General features: G+C 46.7%; 18 protein-coding genes. 10 read left to right on the top strand and 8 right to left on the bottom strand.

Annotated elements, in window-relative coordinates:
- Positions 1 to 150: 150 nt before the first annotated feature.
- The 6 genes from OM978_RS13885 (at position 151) to OM978_RS13860 (ending at position 5077) form a co-directional block, all read left to right on the top strand.
- Positions 151 to 714: a TMEM165/GDT1 family protein gene (locus OM978_RS13885; protein ID WP_264342783.1), complete on the top strand. Its 564-nt coding sequence runs from the start codon at positions 151 to 153 to the stop codon at positions 712 to 714.
- A 57-nt stretch (positions 715 to 771) separates the two neighbouring features.
- Complete coding sequence (locus OM978_RS13880; RefSeq protein WP_264342781.1) at positions 772 to 1233, top strand: DUF6265 family protein; 462 nt, start codon at positions 772 to 774, stop codon at positions 1231 to 1233.
- A gap of 136 nt (positions 1234 to 1369) precedes the next feature.
- Positions 1370 to 3577, top strand: coding sequence for a YgiQ family radical SAM protein (locus tag OM978_RS13875; protein WP_264346950.1), 2208 nt, complete (start codon positions 1370 to 1372; stop codon positions 3575 to 3577).
- Between the two features lie 3 nt (positions 3578 to 3580).
- Positions 3581 to 4099 (top strand): GNAT family N-acetyltransferase, encoded by a 519-nt coding sequence (locus tag OM978_RS13870; protein ID WP_264342780.1) that lies wholly within the window; start codon positions 3581 to 3583, stop codon positions 4097 to 4099.
- 124 nt (positions 4100 to 4223) lie between these two features.
- A complete protein-coding gene (locus tag OM978_RS13865) occupies positions 4224 to 4859 on the top strand; it encodes a hypothetical protein (protein WP_264342779.1) in 636 nt (211 codons plus the stop codon).
- Positions 4844 to 5077, top strand: coding sequence for a hypothetical protein (locus OM978_RS13860; RefSeq protein WP_264342778.1), 234 nt, complete (start codon positions 4844 to 4846; stop codon positions 5075 to 5077). The genes OM978_RS13865 and OM978_RS13860 overlap by 16 nt, the downstream gene beginning before the upstream one ends.
- Before the next feature lie 12 nt (positions 5078 to 5089).
- Here the strand turns inward: OM978_RS13860 and ygiD are convergent, their stop codons facing one another.
- The 4 genes from ygiD to OM978_RS13840 form a co-directional block, all read right to left on the bottom strand.
- Positions 5090 to 5872, bottom strand: a complete 783-nt coding sequence (gene ygiD / locus OM978_RS13855) for a 4,5-DOPA dioxygenase extradiol (RefSeq protein WP_264342776.1) — start codon at positions 5870 to 5872, stop codon at positions 5090 to 5092.
- A gap of 96 nt (positions 5873 to 5968) precedes the next feature.
- Positions 5969 to 7957, bottom strand: coding sequence for a ligand-binding sensor domain-containing diguanylate cyclase (locus OM978_RS13850; protein WP_264342775.1), 1989 nt, complete (start codon positions 7955 to 7957; stop codon positions 5969 to 5971).
- A complete protein-coding gene (locus OM978_RS13845; protein WP_264342774.1) occupies positions 7954 to 8937 on the bottom strand; it encodes a two-component regulator propeller domain-containing protein in 984 nt (327 codons plus the stop codon). The genes OM978_RS13850 and OM978_RS13845 overlap by 4 nt, the downstream gene beginning before the upstream one ends.
- 160 nt (positions 8938 to 9097) lie before the next feature.
- On the bottom strand, positions 9098 to 12277 hold the full coding sequence (locus OM978_RS13840) for an amidohydrolase family protein (protein ID WP_264342773.1): 3180 nt from the start codon (positions 12275 to 12277) through the stop codon (positions 9098 to 9100).
- 184 nt (positions 12278 to 12461) lie between these two features.
- Between OM978_RS13840 and OM978_RS13835 the strand changes: the two genes are divergently transcribed.
- From OM978_RS13835 to OM978_RS13825, 3 genes are read left to right on the top strand one after another with little or no spacing between them, the layout of a single operon-like run.
- Positions 12462 to 12713 (top strand): DUF1289 domain-containing protein, encoded by a 252-nt coding sequence (locus OM978_RS13835; RefSeq protein WP_264342772.1) that lies wholly within the window; start codon positions 12462 to 12464, stop codon positions 12711 to 12713.
- A complete protein-coding gene (locus OM978_RS13830) occupies positions 12710 to 13288 on the top strand; it encodes an MgtC/SapB family protein (RefSeq protein WP_264342771.1) in 579 nt (192 codons plus the stop codon). Before OM978_RS13835 ends, OM978_RS13830 begins: the two co-directional genes overlap by 4 nt.
- Before the next feature lie 20 nt (positions 13289 to 13308).
- Positions 13309 to 14850 (top strand): cation:proton antiporter family protein, encoded by a 1542-nt coding sequence (locus tag OM978_RS13825; protein WP_264342770.1) that lies wholly within the window; start codon positions 13309 to 13311, stop codon positions 14848 to 14850.
- 33 nt (positions 14851 to 14883) lie between these two features.
- Here OM978_RS13825 and sugE read toward each other — a convergent pair whose 3' ends face one another.
- From sugE to OM978_RS13805, 4 genes are all read right to left on the bottom strand, one after another.
- The gene (gene sugE, locus OM978_RS13820; RefSeq protein ID WP_233010153.1) at positions 14884 to 15198 is read right to left on the bottom strand and encodes a quaternary ammonium compound efflux SMR transporter SugE; all 315 of its coding nucleotides are present in this window, start codon (positions 15196 to 15198) and stop codon (positions 14884 to 14886) included.
- 148 nt (positions 15199 to 15346) lie between these two features.
- Positions 15347 to 15991, bottom strand: a complete 645-nt coding sequence (pcp, locus tag OM978_RS13815) for a pyroglutamyl-peptidase I (protein WP_264342769.1) — start codon at positions 15989 to 15991, stop codon at positions 15347 to 15349.
- 12 nt (positions 15992 to 16003) lie between these two features.
- A complete protein-coding gene (locus tag OM978_RS13810) occupies positions 16004 to 16942 on the bottom strand; it encodes a DUF979 domain-containing protein (protein WP_264342768.1) in 939 nt (312 codons plus the stop codon).
- Positions 16935 to 17657 carry a DUF969 domain-containing protein gene (locus OM978_RS13805; protein ID WP_264342767.1) on the bottom strand — a complete coding sequence of 241 codons (723 nt, stop codon included), beginning with the start codon at positions 17655 to 17657 and terminating at the stop codon, positions 16935 to 16937. The genes OM978_RS13810 and OM978_RS13805 overlap by 8 nt, the downstream gene beginning before the upstream one ends.
- Positions 17658 to 17989: 332 nt before the next feature.
- On the opposite strand from OM978_RS13805, the gene tig reads away from it, so the two are divergent.
- Complete coding sequence (tig, locus tag OM978_RS13800; RefSeq protein WP_233010157.1) at positions 17990 to 19300, top strand: trigger factor; 1311 nt, start codon at positions 17990 to 17992, stop codon at positions 19298 to 19300.
- Positions 19301 to 19394 lie beyond the last annotated feature (94 nt).

The following is a 19394-nucleotide window of genomic DNA, read 5'->3' as shown; positions in this document are numbered from 1 at the left end:
TTGTCAACATACTTGTACCTCACTGTACATGGCAACAACGTCCCATTGATCGTCGCTGATCAGGTATTAATGAGACCTAAGACAACGTACTAACCCCAGGCGGGAGTTGGTGTGTTGTCTTATGTTTAGTTTTCCCGCCAGGTGCAGTTTATGTTTTTTGATGCCTTTGTTGCCTCCTTCGCTTCTGTTGCTGTTGCAGAGATCGGCGATAAAACTCAGCTTTTGTCTTTATTCCTCGCGGCTCGCTTTCGCTCTCGTGGCGCTATTATTGCCGGTATTCTGGTGGCTACTTTATTAAATCACGCCGCATCGGCTTGGTTTGGTGCCTGGGTGGCGCAGTTTATTCCACAAGGTTGGCATAGCTGGTTGTTAGGTGGCTCTTTTATTGCCGTGGCCTTGTGGTTACTTATTCCGGATAAAGACGACAGCGAAGAAGTCAGCGTTTTAAAATACGGTGCCTTTTTTGCCAGCTGTATTTTATTTTTCCTTGCTGAAATTGGCGATAAAACTCAGGTAGCTACAGTGCTGCTGGCAGCTACTTACCCAGAAACCTGGCAGGTGATTTTAGGCACTACCATCGGCATGCTGGCCGCCAATGTACCTGTAGTCTATGCAGGCAGCTGGTTGCTGGAACGTATTTCGTTAGACTGGGCGCGCCGTGTCGCTTGTGCGATCTTTATGCTGCTGGGTGTCATCACCATTCTGATGTACTAGTGCTTTTAAGTGGCAGCCTCTATGCTAAAGCCGGTTTAGCTTGAGTAAGAGGCTGCAATGAAACTCTTTGTATCTCTGTTGTGTTTAGTCTGTTATCCGCTCTGTTATTCGGTATTGGCTCAGTGTGAACTCAGCTCACTCACACCTTTAGTGGGGCAGTGGCAAGCGCAGACTAAAAAATCTGTAGTAAGTGAAAGCTGGCGCAAAGTCTCAGATCAAAGCTTTGAAGGGCTTGGAAACACCCATGATTTAGCTGGTGTTCTGAAGGACAGTGAAGAATTACGCTTAGTGCAGATGCAAGGCTCAGTGTTTTATCTTGCCAAAGTAAAACACAACCCGCTGCCTGTAGCCTTTGCACTAATCTCCTGTCAAAACAATAGATTCCGCTTTGAAAATAAAAACCACGACTTTCCAAAACAGCTGGATTACCAACTGCTGTCTGCTGATTCGTTGCAAGTGGATGTCAGCGATGGCGCAGAAAAGGGGTTTCGGCTAAATTTTAATCGACAAAAGGGCTAAAGCAGTTCAGCTTAAAGTTAGTAATCCTTTACTTAAACAAGTATAATGCGCGGCCATTTTTGGCAGGCAAAACCGAGTGAAGCAACAGATGCAAATGAATCAGGTCCCTTTAAGAAAATCCGCAGCAGTGGACCGCATGGCGGCCGAGCGGGGACTATTTTCTTATCCTAAATACTGGGCTGAGTCCTTTGGTACTGCACCATTTTTGCCAATGAGCCGGGCCGAGATGAAACAACTGGGCTGGGACAGCTGCGATATTATTCTGGTCGTCGGTGACGCTTATGTCGATCACCCAAGTTTTGGTATGGCCGTCGTAGGCCGTATGCTGGAAAGTCAGGGTTTTCGGGTGGGTATGATTGCTCAGCCTGATTGGTCGTCCAAAGATGCTTTTATGACGCTTGGCAAACCGAATCTGTTTTTTGGTGTTTCTGCCGGCAATATGGATTCGATGATTAACCGCTACACAGCGGATAAAAAATTACGTCACGACGATGCCTACACGCCTGGCAATGAAGGTGGCAAACGACCTGATCGTGCAGTACTGGTGTATTCGCAGCGCTGCAAAGAAGCCTACAAAGACGTGCCTGTGATCATTGGTGGTATTGAGGCCAGCCTGCGCCGTATCGCCCATTATGATTACTGGCAGGAAAAAGTTCGTCGCTCCATTATTTTTGATGCCAAAGCCGAGATGTTGATCTACGGCAACGCCGAACGTCCGCTGATTGAAGTGGCGCATCGTATCGCCAATGGTGAAGATATCAATACGCTGCATGATATTCGTGGTACTGCTGTGATCCGCAAAGAGCCTTTACCGGGCTGGCGTGGTGTCGATTCCACCGCTATTGATAAAGTCGGAAAAATTGACCCTGTGCCTAATCCTTATGGCGCAGATGACGTGGGTTGTGGCACTTTCTCTGAGTTTGCTCAGCAAGGCATCGACTTAAGCAAAGCGCCTGAAGTGGAAGCTAAGCCTATACTGGTGCAGCCGCCACGCCAAAAGCCGTGGGAAAAAACTTATGTCAAACTGCCGGCTTTTGAGCAAGTCAGTGTCAATAAGTCGTTGTATGCCCACGCTTCACGTATTTTGCACCAGGAAACCAACCCGGGTTGTGCCCGCGCTATTTACCAGCGTCATGGTGACCGTCATTTATGGGTGAATCCTCCAGCTTTCCCGCTGACCACAGAAGAGATGGACGGCGTATTTGGCTTGCCTTATCAACGTGTGCCACACCCTGTGTATGGCAAGGCGAAAATTCCTGCTTATGAGATGATCAAAACTTCGGTCAACATTATGCGTGGCTGTTTTGGTGGTTGTTCTTTTTGTTCTATCACAGAACACGAAGGCCGCGTGATTCAAAGCCGTTCGCAGGAATCAATTTTAAAAGAAATTAAAGAAATTCGTGACAAAGTGCCTGGTTTTACCGGCGTGATCTCGGATTTAGGTGGCCCAACCGCCAATATGTATCGCTTACGTTGTAAAAATCCAAAAGCGGAGCAAACCTGTCGCCGGCCTTCTTGTGTCTATCCGACCATTTGTGAACATATGGACACAGACCAAAGCCCGACTGTGGATTTATACCGTGCTGCCCGTAAAGTGGATGGTATTAAAAAGATTCTGGTGGCATCCGGCGTGCGTTACGACTTAGCGGTTGAAGATCCAAATTACGTAAAAGAGTTGGTGCAGCACCATGTGGGTGGTTATTTAAAAATAGCCCCTGAGCATACCGAAACTGGCCCATTGTCGAAGATGATGAAACCTGGCATGGGTGCTTATGACAAGTTTAAAGAAATGTTTGACCGTTTCAGCCGTGAAGCGGGCAAAGAGCAGTACCTGATCCCGTATTTTATTTCAGCGCATCCTGGTACTACAGATAAAGACATGGTGAATTTAGCGCTCTGGCTGAAAGAACGTGATTTTAAACTGGATCAGGTGCAGAACTTCTACCCAAGCCCTATGGCGAACGCGACCACCATCTATCACACAGAGATGAACTCGCTGAAAAATATCAAAGGCAATACCGAAGTAGTGCCTGTGCCTAAAGGTGAACGTCAGCGCCGCTTGCACAAAGCCTTGTTGCGTTACCACGATCCAAAAGGCTGGCCGATGATCCGCGAAGCTTTAGTCAAAATGGGCTTAAAACACCTGATTGGCAGAAGCAAAGGTTGTCTGGTGCCAGAAGAGGGCAAAGAGGACATGTTCCTGCGTAACATCAAAGTACCAGGTAAAAAGCCAGGCCAGGTGGCGTTAACCCGTCACACAGGGGTTAATCCTGCGGCCAAAGCGGTAGAAAAAATTAAACGCTCGTCCGGTAAGCCGTCTTTTAGCAAAAAAGCTAAGGGTTAACCTATGTCGATGAAGGCTGTACTGGAAACTCCACGGTTAATCTTGCGTGCTTTTACGTTGGATGATGTGGATGCCATGTATCAGCTGATGACAGTGCCTGAAGTGATACGTTATGTCGGTAATAAGCCAGCGCAGTCTAAACAAGACACGCTGGATTATCTGATGCAGCATCCACTGCGGGATTATCAGGTGTATGGTTATGGTCGTTTTGCCTGTGTCTGGAAAGAAACTGGCCAGGTGATAGGTTTTAGTGGCATTAAGTTTCTGGAAGAAATTTCTGAAACCGAACTTGGTTACCGTTTTTTACCAGAGTTCTGGGGCAAGGGGTTGGCTACAGAAGCCGGGAAGGCTGTCATTCAGTTTGCACAGGGCTTAAGTCTGACGCGATTAGTGGCTGTGATCCATCCGGATAATGAAGGGTCTCAACAGGTAGCAACTAAGTTGGGCTTTGCTCTGGAAGGGAAAACAGAGCTGTCTTTGATTGAAAATCAGGATTTATTACTTTTTTCCAGAACCATCTAAGTTTTTATAGTCTAAACGCCAGAGCCTGGGCTCTGGCTTATTATTTCCCTGCGCCATTTAAACAAGCCGCTTTAGTACTGATTCAGGCTCTGTTAAACTTTGCCGCCTTTTGATTGGAGTTCGTATGGCGTTGAAGTTTCAGCTCAATATAAAATCTGTTGCTGCACAGTGGATCATCTGTTTGCTGTTGGTTCTTGCTGCTATTTTTGCTTATCAGGCTAAGCCCTGGTTGGCATTTATGCTGTTGCCTGAACCTATGACCCAATCCCAGTTAAAGCAAGCCAACGACTTTGAAGCTAAAAACCCCGAAGCTGCCCAGCTGATCCATGCTTATTTGGGTATTCGTGCTTTAATGGCAGAAGAAAGTGCTCTGCTGGAACAACATGCACAGTGGGACGATCAGGACAGAGATGAAGGCTGGGCTGACGCGACTGAGTACCTGCTGGCGCATTTGGCCGTCACGACGACCAACAACGAATTACGTATCCTCGACAGCGAATGTCGCAATACCTTATGTCAGGTGAAACTGATGGCTCCTACACCCCTGACCAAAGAGTTCACCGCTAAAATTCTCGACTATGCCAAAGTATTGAAAGCGGGTGAGTTGGAATATGACGATTTAGAGAGTTTACCTGGCGCCGTGCTGTTAAAACTTAAAGCCAATAAAAGATATAAGTTTGATGATGCGACCACCAAAGACTTATGGCCACAAGAGCGGATACAATGGGAACAGGAGCTAAAAACATGGTACACAAAATAAAATATCCGGCGGTTTTTCTGCTGGTGTATCTGCTTTGTGCTCTGATTGATTTTGGCACTACTTATTACCGTCAGGCCAAAATCCCTGTGACCGAACACAGCAGTGCTGAATTGTCTGGATCTATGCAGCGTCTTATGCAGCAGCATCGCCTGACAGGTGCTGAATTGTCTCAGGCTATCAGTGATGTGCAGCAGCAGAAAAAACGTTATCTCGATTAAGGCGTTTCTTTTTCAGTTTGGCTTTTTGTTGGACAACTGCACTGACAACATACTCAAAGCCCCATATAAAATCTCATCATTAAATAAGCTGATTTCATCGCCGTCCAGCAGGCTGCCCAGCATATAAAGCAGAGGCAAAAAGTGGTCAGGGTGGGGCACGGCCAGTTTAGCCGCTTCACCTAAATCCTGATACCGGGCTATAGCAGCGAAGTTTTTTGTCAGTAAAAACTCCTTGATCTGTTGGTTAAATTGCTCTGCCCACAAAGGCGGTCTGGTGCTTTGCCAGTCCAGCATCCGCAGGTTATGCACCACATTGCCAGATGCCACAATCATCACGCCTTGCTGGCGCAGCGGTGCCAGCTTTTTAGCAAGCTCTAAATGCGCAGCCGGGCTTAAATTTTTATCCAGACTCAACTGCACTACAGGGATATCGGCGCTGGGAAACATATGCATCAGCACAGACCAGGCTCCATGATCCAAACCCCAGGTCAAATCCAGCTCCACCGGATGAGGTGCTAATAAAGTTTTGATCTCTGAGGCCAGTTCCGGGCTGCCAGGAGCAGGATATTGCACCTGATGTAACTCTTCAGGAAAACCATAAAAGTCATGAATAGTTTTGGGTGTGGACATAGCTGTTACCGCTGTGCCTTTCGTGTACCAGTGGGCGGAAATCATCAGAATAGCTTTGGGTTTTATGCCTTGTATTACAGCTTGCCACTGCTGCACTAAAGCATTGTGCTCCAGCGCATTCATAGGGCTGCCATGGCCGATAAATAAAGCAGGTTCAATCGACATCACATCACTCCACTCCAACAAAAAGGCAGTATAGGAGTTACGACTTCGATTAAATAGGGCGAAATTGTCCGATATTTATTCGATTATTTAGATCGGTCAATTGATTGCTGCAGCATCCCCCTGGTAGAGCACTACTTTGTTTCGACCAGATTTTTTACCCATATACAAAGCAATATCAGCGGCTGATTGCCAGCGGATCAGTTCCAGTTGCACATCATCTAATTGAGCTACACCTAATGTGGCGGTCACAGAAATTTGCTGATGATCATACTCGATCACCAGCTGCATCAGACAACGGCGCAATTCTTCACAGACAACTAAAGCCCCCTGGGCAGAGGTTTCAGGCAATAACAAAATAAACTCTTCGCCACCCCAGCGCGCCAGCACATCGCGTTGACGTAAGCGCTGGCTTAACGCCTGAGCCACTTTGCTTAACACCACATCCCCTGCATCATGACCATAGGTATCATTGATCGCTTTGAAGTGGTCAATATCTAACAGCACCAAAGTTAAAGTCGATTTTTGTCGTATCGCCTGGCGTTGCAGTAATTCAAATTGCTCCGAAAATGCCAGTCGATTAGGCAGTTTAGTTAAAAAATCAGTACGGGCTTGCTGATTCAGCGCCAAGTTGGCTTGTTCCAGATCTGCGGTACGTTGTCGAACCAGCTGGTTTAGCCTGGAGTTTTGCTGATGCAGATTACGGGTGCGAACCTGCCAAATCAACCACACCACCAACAAGGCGACCAAAGACACAAATAACCAGAGCCTTTTGTCCTGCCACAAAGGGGCAGGGATCACAAAGTGAACTCTGGCAGTGCTTTGTTCTGAATGCTCCAGGCTGTTACGTACTTCAAAAGTATAAGATCCAGCAGGCAGCCTGTTAAAACTGACCTGATTTTGGTGTCCTATAGAACGCCAGTCCTGCTCAGAGCCGGAAAATCGGTATTGATACTGATGGCCGTCGCTAAAGTAATACTCCAAAAAGCTAAAATGAATGCTGATCTCTTTGGTGTGGACTGGCAATACAAGCGGATTTTGGACTGAGCTTTGTGGATCCAGCCATTGTGTCTGGTCGGCTTTAAGTTTGCTGATTACCATCAGAGCGTTAAATTTATAATCTTGCATCTGGCTGGGAATAAAATGATACAAAGCCTCAGCCGTACCCAACCAGAATTGACCAGACGCAGTGTGGTTCAGTGCTCTGGTTTCCAATAGCAGCGGGTTGATATTGGCTTTTTCGGCAAAAAGTCTGAAGGTTTTAGTTGTTAAATCAAGTTCAGTCAGACCTCTTTTGGTGCTGACCCAGACAGAGCCTGATTGCTTTGCATTGATGGCAACTACTCTGTTATCAGGTAAACCTTGCTCTACTTGATAAAGCTCGCTGTGATGTTGTTTTAAATCCATAAAAAACAAGCCCTGATTGGTACAGACCCAAAACTGGTGCTCATTTACTTTTTCAAGGCAAAGCAAAATATCGCTGGGCAGCTTTAACAGGCTGTCGGCACCGCTGTGATAACGGGTGATAAGCCCTGTGCTGCGTTCTAATTGATACAAACCGCTAAAGCGGCTCACCACCCAGAGGCTGTCTGACTGATCGCTGAGAATGCTGATCACAGCATCGCCTGGCTGCGAGGTGATGCTGTAGTATTCAAGTTGTCCTTCCGGGTTTTGTTGTGGCCACTTGATTAGGCCTTTTTCCCAGATCCCTAGCCAGAGTGAACCATCAGCGTCTGCGGCAACGGAGGTAATACCGGCTAATTGTTTAATGGCTGCGGGCAGGCTCTGCTGGCTAAAGTCTTGCCCTAAAGCTTCAGACAAAAATAACCCCAGATCGGTGGCCGCCCAATACTGGTTTTTATGATCACGGGTTACCGCCTGAATTTGATTATGAGGCCTATGGGTGGGTAACAAATGTTTTTGCCAGTGTTGCTGTTTTATATCGTAACTGAGCAAATCATGATCGACACCAAGCCAAATTCTGTCACCGATAATGTTCTGACTATAAATCCGGCGTAAAGTGTTGTCCGGCATACCGGGTTTAGGCGGGAATGGCACTGCCACAAAATTCTGTGGCAAAGGGTTCATTTAAAAATCCCCCTGTTGCGGCTCGCAACCCAAATAACGCCTGTTTGATCCTTAAAAAACTTGCGGATATCTGCAGTTTGCAGAATGTGCTCCGGTGGTAATTGTTGTGCCTCTGTTGTTTTTATGCGGAATAAGCCTGCACCACTACCCAGCCATAACTGGCCCGGTTCAGGCTCAAATAAAGTGTTGATCACACCAAATTCAGCGGCGTACCTGTGAGTGATTTGTGCTGCTTCAAAACTAAAGAAAAACAACCCAAGTTGAGTACCAAGCCAAAGGCCTTCTTCAACCATAAGCAGAGTACGGATCTCTTTTGGGTTCAGGCTGATATCTTCGTCTGCCAACGGAGGCAATGGTTTGTGCTGCAGCTGTGTTAAATCTTCCGATAAGCTGTAGAGCCCTTTTGAGGTGGCCAGCCATAAGGTGCCATTGGCGGATTGTGTCATTTGCCAAACCCGCAAATTTTGCAATAGTTCGACCTGGTGCAGGGTATTTTTGTCTGTAGCCTGAACATAACGCAGACCTTCTACAGTACCAATCCATACTCTTTGTTGTTGATCTTCAAAAAAGCTTTGGGCTCTGTCTGATGGCAGCTGTAGTGCAGGCGCGGCTTTGCTATGGTAACGGACCAGTATATTGAGGTTGTCGTCCAGCAGGGTAACACCCTGACCCCAGGTACTGACCCAAATGCGCTTTTGGCTGTCGATAAGCAGCTGATTCACATTGGCCATGCCGGCTTGAAGTTCTTGTTCTGTTAAGGTTTTCCAGCGGCTTAATTCGTAGCCATCAAAACGTTGTAAACCATCCAGCTCACTGGCAAACCAGATATAACCTTTGTGGTCTTGTTTGATGTCATAACTTATTAAAGGGGCATCAGCATGCTGCTGTGCCAGAGAGGAAAACTGCATAGATGCTAACAAGGTGCAGGGCAGCAGCATCAGCAAAACAGACAACAAGGACCACACAAAAACTGGATGCATACCAGGAAAAGCCTCTATAAAACAAAGAAATGGGCTTCATGCCAATGCCTGTTCAGATCCTAGCAGCCCAAAATGCATAAGCAAAGTCAGCTGGTTAAATATAGCTTAGCTTTAAAAGAAAATGCCGGCTTAATGCCGGCATGTTCTGAGCTTGGACAGCTTAGTTCTTTGGACTAAAAAACCAGGGCGCCCGTTGTTTTTTCTCCGGGTAAACCTGGTTCATCGATTCAGCGTCATACAAACGGCCGTTGACCATGCTGTATTTCACTTTGTCTGTATCCATGATGTTTTTCAGTGGATCTGCATCAAGGATAATCAAGTCGGCCAGTTTGCCAGCTTTGATTGAACCCAGTTGATGATCCATGCCAAAGGTTTTAGCTGGGTTGATAGTAGCTGTTCTTAACGCTTCCAGCGGGCTCATACCACCTTGCGCAAACATCCAGATTTCCCAATGCGCACCTAAACTTTCGCGCTGACCATGAGCACCAATGTTAGTGACGACGCCTAAATCGGATAACTCTTTGGCCATTTTGGCGATCGAGATGTGGTTGTAGTGATGATCCGGGGCTTTAGGACGACGCATGCTGCGTGGGCGCAGTTCATCGGCAGGCACATACTGGCTTAAACGTGGATGTTTCCATACGTCGGTTTTATCGTACCAGTAGTTCTCACCAAAGATACCGCCGTAGGCCACAATCAAGGTCGGTGTATAGGCTGTGTTGCTTTGTTGCCACAGCTGTTTTACATCATCATAAAGCACAGCCGCAGGTAAAGAGTGCTCCAGTGTGGTGTGACCATCCACCACCATGCTCAGGTTATGCTGCAGTAAAGAGCCGCCTTCAGGCACCACCAGCATTTCCATCTCACGCGCAGCTTCAATGACCTGTTGGCGCTGATTACGACGTGGCTGGTTGTAGCTTTTCACCGAAAATGCGCCGACTTTTTTCAGCCGTTCCAGATGGAATTTCGCATCATCCAGACTGTCGATATGCGATGTATAGCCTGCACCATAAGCACCGTACAAAATAGTACCAGTGGAGAAAATACGTGGGCCCACTGTGAGACCGGCTTTTTGTAATTCACTGGCGGTGAAGATTTCCTGAGTGTCATTCGACGGATCATGGATAGAGGTGACGCCCAAAGCTAAACTTGCATAGTTCGCATAGTTTTGTTGTGGGATCAGCTGGTTTACGCCCTGAGCACCGTGGGCGTGTGCATCAAATAAACCTGGCAATAAGGTTTTGCCGGTAATGTCGATGACTTCGGCGCCTGCCGGAACTTTGACGTCAGTCTTAGTGCCGACAGCTTTGATTTTATTACCTTCAACCAGCACAACAGCATCCTGCAGTACTGTATCGCCTTCCATCGTAATGACCTGACCACCGACAAAAGCGATTTGGCCTTGTGGTTTATCCATAGGCACAGTAAAGCCAATGTTGCTGCCGTTTTTGGCATCGACTTTAACTTTGCTGTTTACATCAAACAAACCGGCAATGCTGTGATGATAAAGCTCAGGCCCTAAGTGCCAATACAAGCTGCTGCTGTCTGATGTCCAACTGATATCAGTACCGGCTTTGACTGACAACTGTTTCACCGGGAACTGAGTGTCTGAGCCGCTGATATCAATGACTGCACCCCGTTCGGCAAAAGGTGTGACATAAACTTTAAAGCGATCGACAAAAGCTAAGTACTTGCCATCCGGTGATAACTTAAACTCAGTGCCGTACTTCGCTGTGTATAAAGTGCGTTGCTGCTCTGTGGTCAAATCTATGCTGAGCAGTGTCGGAGATTCGCCATAATCCTGAGCAAAAACTCTTTTACTGTCTTTGCCAAACATTGGGGCGTAACCATTACGGCTGACCAGTTTAGGTTTATCAGCGCCACTGACGCTAACCGCATAAAGGCCGGTATTCAGTGACCACTTTTTATCCAGTAAAGAGCCGGCACCAGATTTGCGGTATACCACAGTGCGACCATCCGGGCTGAAGGTCGGTTCAACATATTTACCAGCTTCTGGCGTTAGATCACGGCTTTGGCCTGAAGCTAAATCCAGCAGTTTGACCCGGCCTTGTTCTGTGTCATGCCAGCTGACATATACCAGCTTGCTGCCGTCACGGGAAAACTGTGGATAAAACTCAAAATGTTCGTTCTGGCTGGTCAGGCGTTTGGCTGAACCTGATTTTAAGTCTTTGATATACAAATGACCTAAAGCCGAATACACAGCTTTTTTACCATCAGGCGACATATGCAGGTTGCCAAGGACCTTGACGTCTAACTGGTCTTTGTCTAAATCCTGCTTAAATTTAACCGCCTGTTGAATTTTTTTGCTGCGCTCAATAGAAAACGGAATGTCGGTTTTGGTTTTGCTGGCGATATCCAGACTATTGATTTTACCACCGGCCCAGTACACCAGCTTTTTGTTATCCGGTGTCCAGCTTAAGGTTGGATAAACCCCATGAATAGCCCAGGTTTCCTGCATATCACGATCTAACTGGTTATCCAGCTGGATATGCTCGCCACTTTCTAAATCATATAAAAACAAAGTGGTCTGGAAATCGACACGGCGGATATAAGCTAAATATTTGCCATCAGACGAAGGTGTAGGGCGGATAGCTCCGCCAGCGCCTTGCAGCAGCACATCAATTTTGCCGGTTTCACGCTCAAAGCGTTTAATGACATAAATGCCTTGTTCTGAGTCTTTGCTGTAATGGAAGCTTTTGCCCGGCGTGTCGTCCTGTGAAAAATAAATGTATTTACCGTCAGGCGAAAAAGCCGGCTCACCTAGGTCTTTTTCATCATTGGCTTTGGCCGTTAACATCACACCAGCGCCACCTGATTTATGGTATTGCCATACTTCACCAGCACCTAAAGAACGACCGGCAGTGAAGTGTTTACGGGCGACAATAAACTCACCATCCGGACTCCAGGCAGGACTATTTAATAAGCGGAAAGTCTCTTCTGTGACAGCTTTTTGGTCAGAACCATCCGCTTTCATCACCCATATATTGTCACCGCCGCCTTGATCGCTGGTAAAGGCGATGTACTGACCGTCCGGGCTGAACACTGGCTGCATTTGCCAGCCTATATCAGAGGTTAAGGCTTTTGCTTTGCCACCGCTGACTGGCATAGTGTAAATATCGCCCAATAAATCAAAGGCGATGGTTTTGCCATCAGGACTGACACTGACATTCATCCAGGTGCCTTGTTGCACATCGATTTTGATGTCAGTGAATTTTCCGGTGGGTTTATCGACATTCCAGCTTGGTTTTTTATCATCGGCTGCAACTGCCAAAGTGGAACATAAAGCCAGGGCTATCAGACTGTAGTTATAGTTTTTCATCAGTGGACCTCTTGTTGGTTGACCGTACGCTGCCATAAAGCCAAAGCAGGGTAAAGTCTCACAAGCAAAACTGCGGTTAAAGGCCCTACATTTCGGACTGATGACTTTAGTTTGGAGTAAAACTTTGGCCCGCATCAAAAAATGGTTACACTGGAGTGAGTTAGAATAAAAAGCCGGAGCTGAAGTGGAATCTCCTTGTGTCGCCTGTTGTAGGCTGAATGAAGATAAAATTTGTGTCGGTTGTTACCGCCATATGGATGAAATAGTCGACTGGCGTAAAAAGACGCCAGAAGAGTATCAACAAATTTCATTGAATATTCAAAATCGTAAAGCAGTCGCCCGAAGTTTAGGTGAAACTGTTCCTATGACTGAAGCCGAGTGGAAAGCGGCCAGAGCCCGTAACGCTGAAAAATTAATGGCCGGAGGTGCAGTATGATGCTGGATCCAGCCTGGTTTGATATCAGCCCTTTATCCTGGCAAGCCATAGGTGTCACCTTGTTAGCTGGCAGTATTGTTGGATTAGAGCGGCAACTGCGGGGTAAACCTGCGGGGATCCGTACTTCTATTCTGATCACTTTGGGCACTTATTTATTTGTCGCTTTGTCGTTGCCTTTAGGCCATTCAGTGCTCGATCCCAGCCGTTTGATGGGACAAGTTGTGACAGACCCAAGCCGTATTATTGGTCAGGTGGTGACAGGTATTGGTTTTCTTGGTGCCGGTGTCATGTTAACCCGTGAAGGCATAGTGGTAGGTGTCACTTCAGCAGCCACAATTTGGGTGCTCGCTGCTATAGGTGTCGCCACGGGTTTAGGCCATTATCAGGTGGCTATTTGGTTATCAGTCGTGGTGGTAGGAGTATTAACAGGCGTGGATACGCTGGAAAATGCCAGCGCGGCATTGCGTCGTGGTGTACACAGAACAACAAAAGACTGGATTGCCCGTAAAGCAGGGGATAGTGCAGGTGATAGTAATGAACAGTTGGAAACAGACCCTGATCAAGGCAAACGATAAATTATAAATACAGGATTGTTATGTTAGAAGCGGTATGGATAGGTTTTGCTTTTAGTTTAGGTTTGTTGGTGCGATTAATTGGTTTGCCGCCATTAATTGGTTATCTGGCTGCTGGTTTTATGATCACAGCCTCAGCCACAGAACTTAATTTACCTAAAGAAGGCAATGCCATTATTGCCCATGTTGCGCATTTAGGCGTGTTGTTGCTGTTATTCACTGTAGGTTTAAAACTGAATATCCGCAGTTTAGGTAAACCTGAAGTTCTGGGGGGAGGTCTGGCGCATTTTGCCAGCTCAGCTTTGCTTTATACCCCCATTATCTATCTGACCTTTGAACCCGATTGGTATTACGCCTTGATGCTCTCAGCAGCTTTGGCGTTTTCCAGCACAGTGCTGGCGGCCAAAGTACTGGAGGGTAAACGTGAAATCCGTGCTTTCCATGGCCGTGTCGCTATTGGCATTCTGGTTATGCAGGATTTAATAGCGATGGCACTGCTGAGTTTTACTCAGGGCATTACGCCATCGCCTTGGGCCTTATTGGTGCTGTTGCTCCCCTTACTAAGACCACTGCTGTACAAGCTAATGGATTTAACAGGCCATGACGACTTGCAGATTTTATTTGGTGTCTTGCTTGCTGTGGTACTCGGCGGTTCAGGCTTTCATGCCATAGGCTTAAGCTCTGAATTGGGGGCTCTGGTATTTGGTGCTTTGCTGGCGGGACACAACAGAGCAGGGGAGCTATCTAAAACTTTATGGGGTTTAAAAGAGTTTTTCCTGGTCGGGTTTTTCCTGCAAATAGGTTTAGGTGGTTTGCCTGACCAACAAGCCTGGCTTTTTGCTGCTTTGATGACGGCATTATTGCCCTTTAAAGCTGTGCTGTTTTTTGCGCTGCTGGTGTTATTCAAATTAAGAGCCCGTAGCGCATTCTTATCCGGTTTGGCCCTAAGTAACTACAGTGAATTTGCGCTTATTGTCGCTGCCAGTGTGATGCCACAATTCCTTATTCCGCTGGCTTTAACAGTGGCTTTATCTTTTGTGGTTTCTGCACCTTTAAACCGCTTTGCTCACCCTTTGTATGAACGTTTAGCTCATCGGCTTATTCCTTTTGAGCGCGATATCCATCACCCTGACGAGCAGCCTGTGTCTTTGGGCGACGCTGAAGTGCTGATTATGGGCATGGGACGCACAGGCTCTGCTGCCTATCAATATCTGGAGCATAAATGCCATTTGGTGGCGCTGGACTCCGATCCAGCCAAAGTGGCTGAACATCAGGACAAAGGCAACAATGTGCTGTTTGCGGATGCAGAGGATCAGGTGTTTTGGCAGGGCTTAAAATTAGGTGGCATTAAAGCTGTAGTGCTTTGTTTAAATGATGTCGAAGCTAAAGTGATAGCGACCAAAAAACTGCGGCAAGCAGGGTTTGGTGGTTTGATAGTCTCGCACAGCATGCACAAAGATGAAGCGGCTGCGATTCTGGAAGCGGGTGCTGATCACACTTATCTGACGATGTCAGAAGCTGGTGTGGGTTTAGGTGAACGAGTACGTCAGCATATTACACTTTAACTTTTTAGCGGGGCACAGCAGTGCCCCTTCTATTTAAGAACTGAGTTTTAGGCCGATAATACCTAATAATATCAAGCCAATACTGATTAAGCGTCCTGCTGTAGCCGGGTCACCTAACAAGTAAATTCCGACTATCACAGTGCCGACCGCACCTATGCCAGTCCAGACCGCATAGGCAGTGCCGACGGGCAAATCGCGCATCGCGAGTCCGAGCATTGTGATACTCAGCAACATAGCGCCCAAAGTCCAGACCGATGGCCAGAATCGGGTAAAACCTTCAGTGTATTTTAAACCCACAGCCCAACCGACTTCCAATAAGCCAGCCACAACAAGCAATAACCAGTTCATAAGGTATTCCAGTTTTTGAAGTTGGGGTCGTCCCCGAATTATTGATGCGCTATCGGGTCGTCCCGATAGGCTTTTGACTAAGGCTTTGTAGAAAAAGCGCCGCAATTTTAACCATGCTGGCGCTTTAAGGCAAGCTTTAGGCTGAAATCTAGTCGAGTATGCCCGCTGCTATTTGTAAATCTTCAGTAGTCTGCAGTGCCACAGGTAAGCAAAGCTTTAATGCATTGACCACCATATCGACCGGCATTGAAGCGACGGCTTTGCCAATGGCTTGTTCCGGTGCATAAGGGATATGTAAAAAACCAGCCCGCACTTTGGGGCTGTTTTTAAGCTGGTGCATCAACGCGTAAAACACTGTATTGCAGACATAAGTACCAGCTGTGTAAGATACTGCTGCGGGGATACCTTGCTGTTTCAGATTGTTGACCATGGCTTTGATTGGCAAGGTCGTGAAGTAGGCCGTAGGGCCATCAGTGATCACAGACGTACCCACAGGCTGCTGTCCGGCATTATCGGCAATACGGGCGTCGATAAAATTAATAGCGACTTTTTCAAAATAAAGTTCGGTGCGCCCACCGGCCTGACCTACAGCCAACACCAGCACAGGTTTTAATTCATCAATGGCTGTTTTAAGTTCCTGCTGGCTTTTTTCAAACACACAAGAAAGTTGCCTGCTGACAATCTGCACTTCATCGTCCAGTTGATACCCATCCAACTGCTGTACGGCGAGCCAGGACGGATTGCTTTGTTCGCCGCCAAAAGGCTCAAAGCCTGTCAGTAAAATAGTTTGCATGTGTGCTCCAGCTTAAAACATTAACAAATACATCAACACTATATTGACGCCAAGCAGCAGCAGGGCTGTAGGCGCCTGAGCTTTAATGACTGCATTTTTATCCGGCAGCTCCAGAAGTGCAGCCGGCACTATATTAAAGTTCGCCGCCATAGGGGTGAGCAAAGTGCCACAGTAGCCACAAAACATACCTATAGCCGCCATAATGGCCGGATCGCCGCCATGCTGCAGCACCAATAACGGGATACCTATACCTGCGGTAATGACAGGAAAGGCAGCAAAAGCATTACCCATAATGACAGTAAATAAGGCCATGCCTATGGCATAACAAGCCACAGCCAGCAGAGGATGATTTAAATTTAAATACAAACTCGTCAGTTGCGATACGGTTTCACCCACACCGGCCTGATTAAACAATAAACCTAAAGTGGCCAGTAACTGCGGCAATAAAAAAGCCCAGCCTATGGCTTCGATTAAGCGTGAGGATTCTTTTAAGGCTTGTTGCGGTTTTTCTTTAGTGAAATACAAAGCCGCCAGTACTGCAAAAAAAGCTGCTAAACCTAAAGCCGATAAGGTTGCATTTTTGGGATCCAATAAAGACCAGCCATCGCCCTGAATATGCACCAGAACCAAAGCTGAAAATACCGTAAGCAAAGGGATCATCAAGGCGGGAATAAACAATCTATTGCCAAGACGTTTGACCGAGTCCAGCCGTTGTTGCAGTTCCAGCGTCTGATACTCACCCCCTTTGACACCGCCAAAACCTGCCACTAAGGCCATCAATACCACTAAAGCACCGACCAGAGCAGGTGGCATCAAATCACCCAACAAGAAAATCAGGCCATAACTTAACCAGAACAGAGCACTACTATATCTTTTATCTTTGAAACTAAAAAAAGCCACAGCAAAAAACAGCACAGCAGCCACGTAGTAAAGCAAAGTCATACTAATCATGGCGCTGCTCCTGCTGTTCTTGCTTCAACTCATGTTTAAGTTTGCGCGCCAGATAGGCGTCAAATCGGATTAAACGGGTACCGTGAATTAAAAAAGCAGCTATGGCAGTTGGAATACCCCAGAGTGCAATATGCAAAGGGTCAGTTTCAATACCGGATTCCCGTAAAAACGTATGCATCAAAATAATGGCGCCAAAAGCGACAAAAATATCTTCACCAAAAAACAGACCTATATTGTCGGTCGCAGCCGACATAGCGCGGATTTTGTATTTAATTTTATCCGGCAGGCTGTGGTGTTTTTGCTCAAAAGCCGCTTCCGCCATAGGAGAGAGCAAAGGCCTTACCATTTGTGGATGTCCACCCAAACTTGTCAGGCCCGCCGCTGCTGTACTTTCGCGAAGTGCCAGATACACCAATAGCAAACGCCCTGTAGTGGCGGCTTTAATTTGTTGTATCCAGCTTTGGGCTTTTTCACGCAGGCCATGCCGCTCTAAAAGACCAATAACAGCCAAAGGCAATAACAAGATCAGCGGTAAATTGCGGGTTTTTAAAAAGGCCGTACCCAAGGATTCAAGCCAGCTCAGAATGGGCATGTTGACCGCCATACCTGTGGCAAAAGCGGCCACTGTCACCACCAGCACAGGGTTAAATTTCAATAAAAAACCAAGCATCACGACGGCGATGCCAAGCAAAGGCCAAAGGCTGAAATCGGGCATAAAAATCCTGTTGTTTTTGTGATCGAAGTCTATTGCTACACAAAATGGGGGGCTAAGGCGAGAGCAAAACGCTAAAAATCATTGGAAAAGCGATGCTTGCCCTTTGTTGTTTTTTCTTTCGAACGAGTCGTCTTTGAACTAAAAAATGAAGTGAAATTAGGCCTCTAAGCCGCGTCGTATCTGATGTTGTATCAAAAGCTCGACTCGGCGAAAAACCCTCGCTATAATGCCGCGTCCTATATAACAGGTCTGGATTGTGCGCCCTAAAGCATAAGCCGGACAAGCGAAGAGATGGCGTAGTCAGACGCCCGATTTGATTTTGAGGTAACAAGATGCAAGTTTCTGTTGAAACCACACAGGGTTTAGAACGCCGTTTGACCATTACTGTTCCAGCTGCTGCAATCAGCACTGAAGTTGACAAAGAATTAAAACAGATTGCTAAAAACCGTCGTGTTGATGGTTTCCGTCCGGGTAAAGCGCCTGTTGCCATGATCAAAAAAATGTTTGGTCTGTCTGTATTACAAGACGTAGCTTCACGTCAGATGCAAAACCATTTCTATCAGGCAATCATTGCGAACAAATTGACTCCTGCTGGTGCTCCTACTTTTGCTCCTGGCCAACTGGCTGAAGGCAAAGACTTAGAATTCGCAGCGACTTTCGAAGTTTACCCGGAAGTTCAACTGAACGCTCTGGACAAAATCGAAGTGACTAAGCCAGTAGTTGAAATCACTGCTGATGACTTAGAAACCATGTTAGGCACTTTGCGTAAGCAACATGCAACATGGGCAAAAACTGAAGCTGCAGCAGCTTCAGGTGACCGCGTGATCATCGATTTCGTAGGTTCTATCGATGGTGAAGAGTTCGAAGGCGGCAAAGCCTCTGACTTCACTTTAGAATTAGGTCAGGGTCGTATGATCCCAGGTTTTGAAGACGGCATCATCGGCAAAAAAGCGGGCGAAGAAGTAACTGTTGAAGTGACTTTCCCTGCTGAATATCATGCTGAAAACTTAAAAGGCAAAGCAGCCAGCTTTGCTGTGACTGTAAAAGCAGTTGAAGCTCAACAATTACCAGAAGTAAACGACGAGTTCGCTAAACTGTTCGGTCTGGCTGAAGCTACTGTTGATGCATTAAAAGTTGAAGTGAAAAAGAACATGGAGCGTGAGCTGAACAACAGCATCAAAGCCCGTGTAAAAGATCAGGTAATCAAAGGTTTGTTAGCCACTCACGAAGTTGAAGTGCCACAAGCTCTGATCGAAAGCGAAATCGATGTATTACGTCGTCAGGCGTTACAGCGTTTTGGCAACAACCTGGATCCAAAACAATTACCAGAACTGCCAGCTGCTCTGTTCACTGAACAAGCCAAAGACCGCGTTAAAGTAGGTTTGTTATTAGGTGAAGTGATCAAAACAAACAGCCTGCAAGTTGAAGATGCCCGTGTTCAGTCTCTGATTGAAACTGTGGCTTCTGCGTACGAAGATCCACAAGAAGTGATCCAGTACTACAACAGCAACAAAGAATTGTTACAAGGCATGCGTAATGTTGCTTTAGAAGAGCAGGCTATTGACCTGGTTCTGACCAAAGCGAAAGTAACAGAAGAAAAAGCCAAGTTTGATGAGATCATGAATCCACAAGCTGCAAACTAAGATTTGACATCTGTTTGTCAGGCAGTTTTAATGGCTCGAACATCATAGTTCGGGCCATTTTCATTTTTAGCCGTCGTACTTGAAGCTGCAGCAT

The sequence above is a fragment of the Rheinheimera sp. MM224 genome, from assembly GCF_947090785.1.
Taxonomy (GTDB): Bacteria; Pseudomonadota; Gammaproteobacteria; order Enterobacterales; family Alteromonadaceae; genus Pararheinheimera.
This window is presented reverse-complemented; position numbering and strand designations above follow the sequence as displayed.